The organism is Streptosporangiales bacterium (assembly GCA_009379955.1).
Lineage (GTDB): Bacteria > Actinomycetota > Actinomycetes > Streptosporangiales > WHST01 > WHST01.
The window spans coordinates 1-7,789 of sequence record WHST01000187.1 but is presented as its reverse complement, the minus strand read 5'-3'; the positions used below and the strand labels follow the sequence as shown (position 1 = coordinate 7,789).

Here is a 7,789-nt window from a genome sequence, read left to right as displayed (position 1 = left end):
TGGTCAAGGTCGGAGCGCTGGCAGCGTGAAGAGCCCCACCGGGATGAATCATGCCCACCTGACCGGTCACCGATAGCCGCCCAACCGTCTGCCGAGGTCGCCGTCACGACCCCACAGGGTTTTTCAGGTCGAAGTAGCTAGACGTATGACCTGTCGCCGGCCGGAAACTGTCCGGTCGGCCCGTGAAGGCGTCCCGGCTGGTCACTGCCAAGGCCGATATATCGAGCGGCGCTCACTCAGGTACGGCGGTGACGGTGCGTCGCGTACGCGCCGGCGCCCGTGGTGGCGGCCATGACGACGCCGCCCGCGACCCACCAGGCCAGGACGCCGGGGAACACCGTCGTACCGAGGCCGACGGTGGCCGCCCAGGCCGCCGCCCAGCCGGCGAACACCGCTGTCGGGAGCCGGTCGCCGCCGCGCCGCCGACTCGACCACACCGACAGGCCCAGGAGGACGGCGAGCCAGAGCGGCATGCTGATCGCGGTCCAGAGCACGGGACGGTCGACGAGGCCGAGGGCCGTCGCCGCCACCAGCGAGGCCGCGCCCGACGCGAGGAGGTAACCGACGTACCAGCGCGCCGCGGTGTCGGCGGGCCTGGCCGTGGGGCGTGCCTCCGATGCGCAACCGGCCAGGCCGCACGAGATCGCGCAGCCGGCGCAGGCGGAGGAGACGGCGTCGGTCACGCCGTGAAGTCTGGCAAGCCGTCCTGCGGGAGCCGTGGGAGGGGCCGGTGAGACCGTGTTAGTTTAGGCTCGCCTTACTGGATTAGGTCAGAGGAGCGTTGCGGAATGGCAGCACGGCGGATCAGCGGTGGAGTCGGCGTGGCGGTCCTCGCCGTGCTCCTGGCCGGCTGCGGCTCGGGTGGTGCGGAGGCGAAGGACGAGATCGCCGTCGACACCTCGGACACGACCTGCAAGGTCGCCACGACCAAGCTCACCGCCGGCGTGCAGACGTTCCGGATCAAGAGCTCCGCCAGCAAGATCACCGAGTTCGAGGTGCTCCGCCCCGACGGCCGCATCGTCTCCGAGCGCGAGAACATCGGGCCGGGCACGACGGTGACCTTCACGGTCGACCTCACCGCCGGCTCGTACCAGGCCGCGTGCATCCCCGGCATGGTCGGCAAGGGCATCAGGACACCCCTCACCGTCGCCGGCGGCGGCAAGACGCAGAAGCGGGACCCCAAGCTCGACAAGGCCGTCGACGCCTACCGCACGTACGTCAACCTGCAGGTCGACGACTCCGTCGCCACGACGAAGAAGTTCGTCGCCGCGGTCAAGGCCGGCGACGTCGCGAAAGCCAAGAAGCTGTACGCGCCGTCGCGGTACGGCTGGGAGTCGATCGAGCCCGTGGCGGAGAGCTTCGGCGACATCGACCCGAAGGTCGACCTGCGCGAGGCCGACCTCGAGGACGGCCAGGAGTGGACCGGCTGGCACGTCATCGAGAAGGCGCTGTGGAAGGACGGCACGACCAAGGGCATGAGCGCGGTCGGCGACCAGCTGCTCGCCGACCTCGCCACGCTGAAGAAGAAGGTCGGCAACGTCGAGATCACCCCGACCTCGATGGGCAACGGTGCGAAGGAGCTCCTCGACGAGGTCGCCACCGGCAAGGTCACCGGCGAGGAGGAGGCGTTCAGCCACACCGACCTCGTCGACTTCGAGGCCAACGTCGTCGGCGCGAAGAAGGCGTACACGCTGCTGCGGCCCGTCGTCGCCGACCGTGACGCGAAGCTCGCCGGCACCCTCGACAAGGAGTTCGCCTCCGTCCTCGGCTCGCTGGAGAAGTACCGGCGCGGCGAGGGCTTCGTGTCGTACGACACCGTCGGGGACGCCGACCGCAAGGTGCTGTCCGACAAGGTCAACGCGCTCGCCGAACCGCTGTCGAAGCTCGCCGCGACGGTCGCGAGGTAGCCCGGTGTCTGCACCATGACGGGCTCGTCCTCGTTCGGCAGGCGGCACCTGCTCGGAGCCGCCGGTGTCGGGTTGCTCGCCGGGGCGGGGGGCGGTGCGGGTGCCGTCCGCGCCGCCCGTGGCAGTCCCGACACCGGCCATACGTCCCCGGTCGTCCCGTTCCGCGGCGCGCACCAGGCCGGCATCGCCACCCCGGTGCAGGACCGCCTGCACTTCGCCGCGTTCGACGTCACCACGACGAGCCGCACCGACCTCGCCGACCTGCTGCGCGAGTGGACCCGCGCGGCCGAGCGCATGGTGGCGGGCCGGGCGGTCGGCGCGGGTGCCGAGCCGGAGCTCGCCGTCTCGCCCCCCGACGACACCGGCGAGGCCGTCGGGCTGCCGGCGTCCCGGCTGACGCTGACGGTCGGCTTCGGGACCACGCTCTTTGCGAAGGACGGCGACGACAGGTTCGGCCTGGCGAAGCGGCGTCCCGACGCGCTGCGCGAGCTGCCGCACTTCCCCGGCGACGACCTCGACCCCGACCGCTCAGGCGGTGACATCGCGGTGCAGGCGTGCGCAGACGACCCGCAGGTCGCCGTGCACGCGATCCGCAACCTCGCGCGCATCGGCTTCGGCCGGGTGGCGGTGCGCTGGTCGCAGCTCGGCTTCGGCAAGACGTCGTCCACCACGCCGCAGAGCCAGACACCGCGCAACCTGTTCGGCTTCAAGGACGGCACGAACAACATCGCCGGCGACGACGCCAAGGCGCTGGCACGGCACGTGTGGGTGGGCAGGGAGGGACCCGCCTGGCTGCGCGGCGGGTCGTACCTCGTCGCGCGGCGGATCCGCATGCACATCGAGACCTGGGATCGCTCCGCGCTCACCGAGCAGGAGCAGATCGTCGGGCGGTCCAAGGGTGTCGGGGCGCCGCTCGACGGCACGGCCGAGCGCGATCCCGTCCGGCCGGCGGACCTGCCGCCTGCCGCCCACGTCGCGCTCGCCCACCCGTCGGCCAACGGCGGTGCGCGCATCCTGCGGCGCGGCTACTCGTTCGTCGACGGCGCCGACGGGCTCGGCCGCCTCGACGCGGGCCTGTTCTTCCTCGCCTACGACCGCGACCCGCCCGGGCAGTTCGTCCCGCTGCAGGCACGCCTCGCCCGCGACGACGCGATGTCGGAGTACCTGCTGCACACGGGTTCCGGTCTGTACGCCGTACCGCCCGGCGTGCGCGATGACGGCGACTACTGGGGGTCGTCGCTGTTCGGCTGAACCGACCACAGGTCGGTCACGCCGACGCCGTGGGAGGCCAGCAGCCGCCGGAAGGCGGGCAGCGAGAGCCCGACGACGTTGGACCAGTCCCCGACGATGCCATCGACGAACGGGCCACCGAGACCGTCGATCGTGAACGCCCCCGCGACCCGGCACGGCTCGCCGCTGGCGACGTACGCACGGATCTCGGCGTCGCTCGGGGTGCCGAACCGGACCGTCGTCTCCACCACCGCCGCCGCCTCGCGGCCGGACGCGGTGTCGATCACGCAGTGTCCCGTCACCAACGTGCCGGTGCCCCCGCGCATGCGGGTCCAGCGGCGGACCGCGTCGGCCTCGCCGGCGGGCTTGCCGAGCACCTCTGCCCCGAGGGCGAGCACCGAGTCGCAGCCGATCACCAGGGCACGGGGTCCCGACAGCTGGGCGGCGACCGCACGCGCCTTGGCCTGCGCGAGCGTGCCCGCGAGGTCGGCCGGCGTGGCCGCCGCGAAGGCGCTCTCGTCGACGTCGGAGACGCGGACCTGCGGGGTGAATCCTGCGTGCCGTAGGAGTGACAACCGGGCGGGGGAGGCCGACGCGAGCACGAGCAGGGGTGCACTCGGCGCAACTGTGCGCGCATCTGGTGTGATCACGCCGTCGCGCTCCGTCCTATGCGTTCACCGTTACCACTCCGTAGCTGGCAGTCTGCCGATGACCCTCTGGGGACAAAGAAGCAGGGGGAGGGACAAACGTGGCCGGACGCCACTCCGCGCCGAAAAGGGCGCGGTCACGCCGCCCTCTCGTCGCCGCACTCATCGTCATCGGTGCTTTGTTGCTGGCAGGCGGGGGCACCGCGTGGGCCTTCACTCGTGGGCCCGCGGGCACCGACGGCAACGCCGCGCCCGTCGCGAGCACCAAGCGGCCCTCACCCGTCCCCACCCCCATCCTCGACTGCCGCGAGTCGGTCCAGGCGGGCGACGCCGCCGTGAGCAAGGCGTACCAGTCGTACAAGGACTGGTACGTCCACGTGCAGGCGCAGATCGACCTCGACAAGGGCCGGATCACGGTCCCCAAGGCCAGGAAGATCTGGGACGAGACCCACGCGCGCGGCAGCTCGGACATGAACGCGTTCGATGCGCAGCGGATCGTCTACGAGCGGCAGGAAGACGCCTGCGACATGGTCCCCGCCGACCTGCCGGCCAAGTACACCGATGCGGTCGACGCCTGTCAGCTGCGTGCGAACGCCATCGGCAAGACCATGACCGCCGGCCTCAAGGTCGGCAACGAGTGGATGGACCACGTGCTCAAGGAGCGCGACAAGAAGGTGATCGACCCGTACGACTACCACAAGATGTGGATCAAGGCGGTCAAGAAGGCGCCCAAGGCGCTGGGGGAGTTCCGCACGGCGTACACGGGGTACAAGAAGACGCCCAAGTGCGTGATCCCGAAGTCCGAGTGACCCGGTCCCTCCGGCAGCGGTAGGCTCCGTGCCCTGACGGCCGTCGGCCGTGGAGCGGCCTCGGAGGTCAGGCATGGGTGGGCGCCATCGCGCCTCAGGCTCACCACCGCAACGCACCCTGCTCGCCGTCGGCGCGGCGGTGCTGGTCGTCGCGTCGAGCGGTGGCCTCGTCGCGGTCATCGGCACGGACGGTTCGAACCGCGCCGCTAGGCCGGCCGTCGTCGACAGCGCGCTGCCGGGCAAGCCCCGCCTCGTCCGCTCGTCCCACGCCCCGTCGGTCTCCTCATGGGACGGCGGGTTCTTCAAGCCACCGTCGGACGACGACCTGCGCCGGGTGAGCACGCCACCCGAGTCCCGTCCGGTCGCCACGACCGCGCCGCCCGCGCAGTCTCGCCCACCGCAGGCGCGCTCGACCCGTCCCGTGCCGTCGTTCAGCCGCAGCTGCTACGTCTTCCGCGACCGCGACGGCAGGACGTGGCGCTACTGCCCCCGCGACCGCTGAGCCCTCGCTAGCGCGGCTGCCCTGACCGGCGCCACGCGCCTGGCCCGTGCGGCAGCGGCCCCCGCGTGCCGCGACCGGAGTCGCGCCAGGCCGAGCGTCGTACGGGCGCGGCCGACGGCGCCGACCGCGCGGTCACCACGGCGACGAGCGCGACCAGCTCCTCGGGCGACGGGTCGCCCCTGACCACCCGCAGCACCGGCTGCTCGCCGGCTCCCGCGCTCACAGCGGGATGTTCCCGTGCTTGCGGGTCGGCACGTCGACCCGCTTGGTGCGCAGCGTGCGCAGCGCCCTGACCACGTACGAGCGGGTCTGGCTGGGCGGGATCACCGCGTCGATGTAGCCGCGTTCGGCGGTGACGTACGGGTTGGCGAAGGTGTCCTCGTACTCCGCGATGAGCTGCCGCCGCAGGGCGTCGACGTCGTCGCCGGCCTCGGCCGCCCTGGCGAGCCTGGCCCGGTGGAGGATGTTGACCGCGCCCTGGGCACCCATCACCGCGATCTGCGCGGTGGGCCAGGCGAGGTTGAGGTCGGCGCCGAGGTGCTTGGACCCCATGACGTCGTAGGCGCCGCCGTATGCCTTGCGGGTGATCACCGTCACCTTCGGCACGGTCGCCTCGGCGTACGCGTAGAGCAGCTTGGCGCCGCGCCTGATGATGCCGCCCCACTCCTGGTCGGTGCCGGGCAGGAAACCGGGCACGTCGACGAACGTCAGCACCGGGATGTCGAACGCGTCGCAGGTGCGGACGAACCGTGCCGCCTTCTCGCTGGCGTCGATGTCGAGCGTCCCGGCGAGCTGCATCGGCTGGTTCGCGACGACGCCGACACTGTGGCCGTCGACCCGACCGAACCCGGTCACGATGTTGGGCGCGAACAGGGCCTGCACCTCGAGGAACTCGGCGTCGTCGACCACGTGCTCGATGACCGTGTGCATCTCGTAGGGCTGGTTGGCGGAGTCGGGGACGAGCGTGTCGAGCTCGCGGTCGCCGTCGGTCACCTCGAGCGGGGTCGCGGCGTCGTACACCGGGCTGCCGTCGAGGTTGTTGCTCGGCAGGTACGACAGCAGCGCCTTCACGTACTCGACGGCGTCGCCCTCGTCCGCGGCCAGGTAGTGCGCGTTGCCGCTGGTCGTGTTGTGGGTGCGCGCGCCGCCGAGCTCCTCGAAGCCGACGTCCTCGCCGGTGACGGTCTTGATGACGTCGGGACCGGTGATGAACATGTGCGAGGTCTGGTCGACCATGACGGTGAAGTCGGTGATCGCCGGTGAGTAGACCGCGCCGCCGGCGCAGGGACCCATGACGAGCGACACCTGCGGGATCACGCCGCTGGCCTTGACGTTGCGGTAGAAGATGTCGCCGTACAGGCCGAGACTGACCACGCCCTCCTGAATGCGTGCGCCGCCCGAGTCGTTGATGCCGATCATGGGGCAGCCCGTCTTGAGCGCGAGCTCCATGACCTTCACGATCTTCTCGCCGAACACCTCGCCGAGGCTGCCGCCGAACACCGTGAAGTCCTGCGCGAACACGCACACCGGCCGCCCGTCGACCGTGCCGTAGCCGGTGACCACGCCGTCGCCGTACGGACGGTTCTGCGCCTGCCCGAAGTTGGTGGACCGGTGCCGCGCCAGCTCGTCGAGCTCCACGAACGAGTCGTCGTCGAGCAGCAGCGCAATGCGTTCGCGCGCGGTCTTCTTGCCCTTCGCATGCTGCTTCTCGACCGCGCGCGCAGAGCCCGCATGCACGGCTTCGTCGTGCCGGCGCTCGAGGTCGGCCAGCTTCCCCGCGGACGTGTGGACGTCGAGGTCCCCGGCATCCGCCGGCTCGGTGGTGCCGGGTGCGGGCGACTCGGCGGACGGCTCGGCCATGCTGCTCCCAGCGTGAGGAACCCGGCTAGTAGCGGATCGACTCGGCCAGCCTAGGAGGCTCCAGAACAGTGCGGGTTCCCGGGTCTGACCCGCGTCGGTCACGTGTCGCCGTAGTCATGGGGATGTTGGGTGTAGTGCCGTCCGACCGGTGAGGTCCAGGTGACGGATCCGTCGGGGTGGGCTTTCAGGGACCAGCCGGTGTTCTCGTCTTTCATCCGGTGGTGTCTCTTGCAGAGGCAGTGGAGATTCGCGACCGCGGTGGGACCGCCCTTGGACCAGGGGACCGTGTGGTCGAGCTCGGTGCGGCGGGCCTTGCGGGTGCAGCCGGGGAACCGGCAGGTCACGTCCCTGGCCTTGACGCAGCGGGCGAGCCGGGCGCTGGGCGTGTACCGGGGTTCCGCGGCCGGCAGTGCCTCGACCGGCGCGGCGAGCAGTCCGGCGAGGTCCCCGGCCCGGTAGGTCTTGTCCCCGACCGCAGCGAGCACTCCGGTGTCGCGGTCGTAGGCGAGCCGCCGCCAGGACACCCGCGCGCCGCCGTGGGCGAGCGCACGCGCAGTGGACGCCGACACCGACCCATAACCCCGCAGCTCCCCGGGAGTGTTCCCACCGTGGAGGGTGTCGACCGGCACGGTCACCTCCACAAGAGTGGTGATGTTCTGGCGGACCTGGTCGTCGAGGACCAGGTCGACGAAGGCGTCGAACCTGCGCTGCTCCAGGGTCCGGGAGTCACCGGGGATCTGCTGGTGGGCGAGGTCATCGACCAGGTTGAACACGGTGGTGGTCTGTTCCGCGGGTCCACGCAGCACGAGCACCCCGGTCTCGCCGGGGTCGGGG

The 7,789-nt window shown here is 71.4% G+C and carries 9 protein-coding genes; 4 read left to right on the top strand and 5 right to left on the bottom strand.

Annotated features, from left to right (window positions below; genetic code table 11):
• Nucleotides 1–236: 236 nt before the first annotated feature.
• Nucleotides 237–683, bottom strand: coding sequence for a hypothetical protein (locus GEV10_31065; GenBank protein ID MQA82844.1), 447 nt, complete (start codon nucleotides 681–683; stop codon nucleotides 237–239).
• Nucleotides 684–788: 105 nt separating this feature from the next.
• Here GEV10_31065 and efeO point away from each other — a divergent pair, with 105 nt between their 5' ends.
• Both efeO and efeB read left to right on the top strand, forming a co-directional pair.
• Nucleotides 789–1,907 (top strand): iron uptake system protein EfeO, encoded by a 1,119-nt coding sequence (gene efeO, locus GEV10_31060; protein MQA82843.1) that lies wholly within the window; start codon nucleotides 789–791, stop codon nucleotides 1,905–1,907.
• 15 nt (nucleotides 1,908–1,922) lie between these two features.
• Nucleotides 1,923–3,158 carry a deferrochelatase/peroxidase EfeB gene (efeB, locus tag GEV10_31055; GenBank protein ID MQA82842.1) on the top strand — a complete coding sequence of 412 codons (1,236 nt, stop codon included), beginning with the start codon at nucleotides 1,923–1,925 and terminating at the stop codon, nucleotides 3,156–3,158.
• Here the strand turns inward: efeB and GEV10_31050 are convergent.
• Nucleotides 3,131–3,784 (bottom strand): septum formation inhibitor Maf, encoded by a 654-nt coding sequence (locus GEV10_31050; protein ID MQA82841.1) that lies wholly within the window; start codon nucleotides 3,782–3,784, stop codon nucleotides 3,131–3,133. The genes efeB and GEV10_31050 overlap by 28 nt on opposite strands.
• Before the next feature lie 182 nt (nucleotides 3,785–3,966).
• On the opposite strand from GEV10_31050, the gene GEV10_31045 reads away from it, so the two are divergent.
• Nucleotides 3,967–4,593 carry a hypothetical protein gene (locus tag GEV10_31045; GenBank protein MQA82840.1) on the top strand — a complete coding sequence of 209 codons (627 nt, stop codon included), beginning with the start codon at nucleotides 3,967–3,969 and terminating at the stop codon, nucleotides 4,591–4,593.
• Nucleotides 4,594–4,666: 73 nt separating this feature from the next.
• Nucleotides 4,667–5,095: a hypothetical protein gene (locus GEV10_31040; protein MQA82839.1), complete on the top strand. Its 429-nt coding sequence runs from the start codon at nucleotides 4,667–4,669 to the stop codon at nucleotides 5,093–5,095.
• A 7-nt stretch (nucleotides 5,096–5,102) separates the two neighbouring features.
• Here GEV10_31040 and GEV10_31035 read toward each other — a convergent pair whose 3' ends face one another.
• The 3 genes from GEV10_31035 to GEV10_31025 form a co-directional block, all read right to left on the bottom strand.
• Nucleotides 5,103–5,318, bottom strand: coding sequence for an acyl-CoA carboxylase subunit epsilon (locus tag GEV10_31035; protein ID MQA82838.1), 216 nt, complete (start codon nucleotides 5,316–5,318; stop codon nucleotides 5,103–5,105).
• Nucleotides 5,315–6,955: a methylmalonyl-CoA carboxyltransferase gene (locus GEV10_31030; GenBank protein ID MQA82837.1), complete on the bottom strand. Its 1,641-nt coding sequence runs from the start codon at nucleotides 6,953–6,955 to the stop codon at nucleotides 5,315–5,317. Before GEV10_31030 ends, GEV10_31035 begins: the two co-directional genes overlap by 4 nt.
• 98 nt (nucleotides 6,956–7,053) lie before the next feature.
• The coding region (locus GEV10_31025) for a hypothetical protein (GenBank protein ID MQA82836.1) at nucleotides 7,054–7,789 on the bottom strand (736 nt) is incomplete at its 5' end.

What these genes read in the sequence shown, in the direction of transcription:
- efeO (MQA82843.1), top strand. Translation starts at nt 789, where the DNA reads ATGGCAGCACGGCGGATCAGCGGTGGAGTCGGCGTGGCGGTCCTCGCC.
- efeB (MQA82842.1), top strand. Translation starts at nt 1,923, where the DNA reads ATGACGGGCTCGTCCTCGTTCGGCAGGCGGCACCTGCTCGGAGCCGCC.
- GEV10_31040 (MQA82839.1), top strand. Translation starts at nt 4,667, where the DNA reads ATGGGTGGGCGCCATCGCGCCTCAGGCTCACCACCGCAACGCACCCTG.
- GEV10_31030 (MQA82837.1), bottom strand. Translation starts at nt 6,955, where the DNA reads ATGGCCGAGCCGTCCGCCGAGTCGCCCGCACCCGGCACCACCGAGCCG.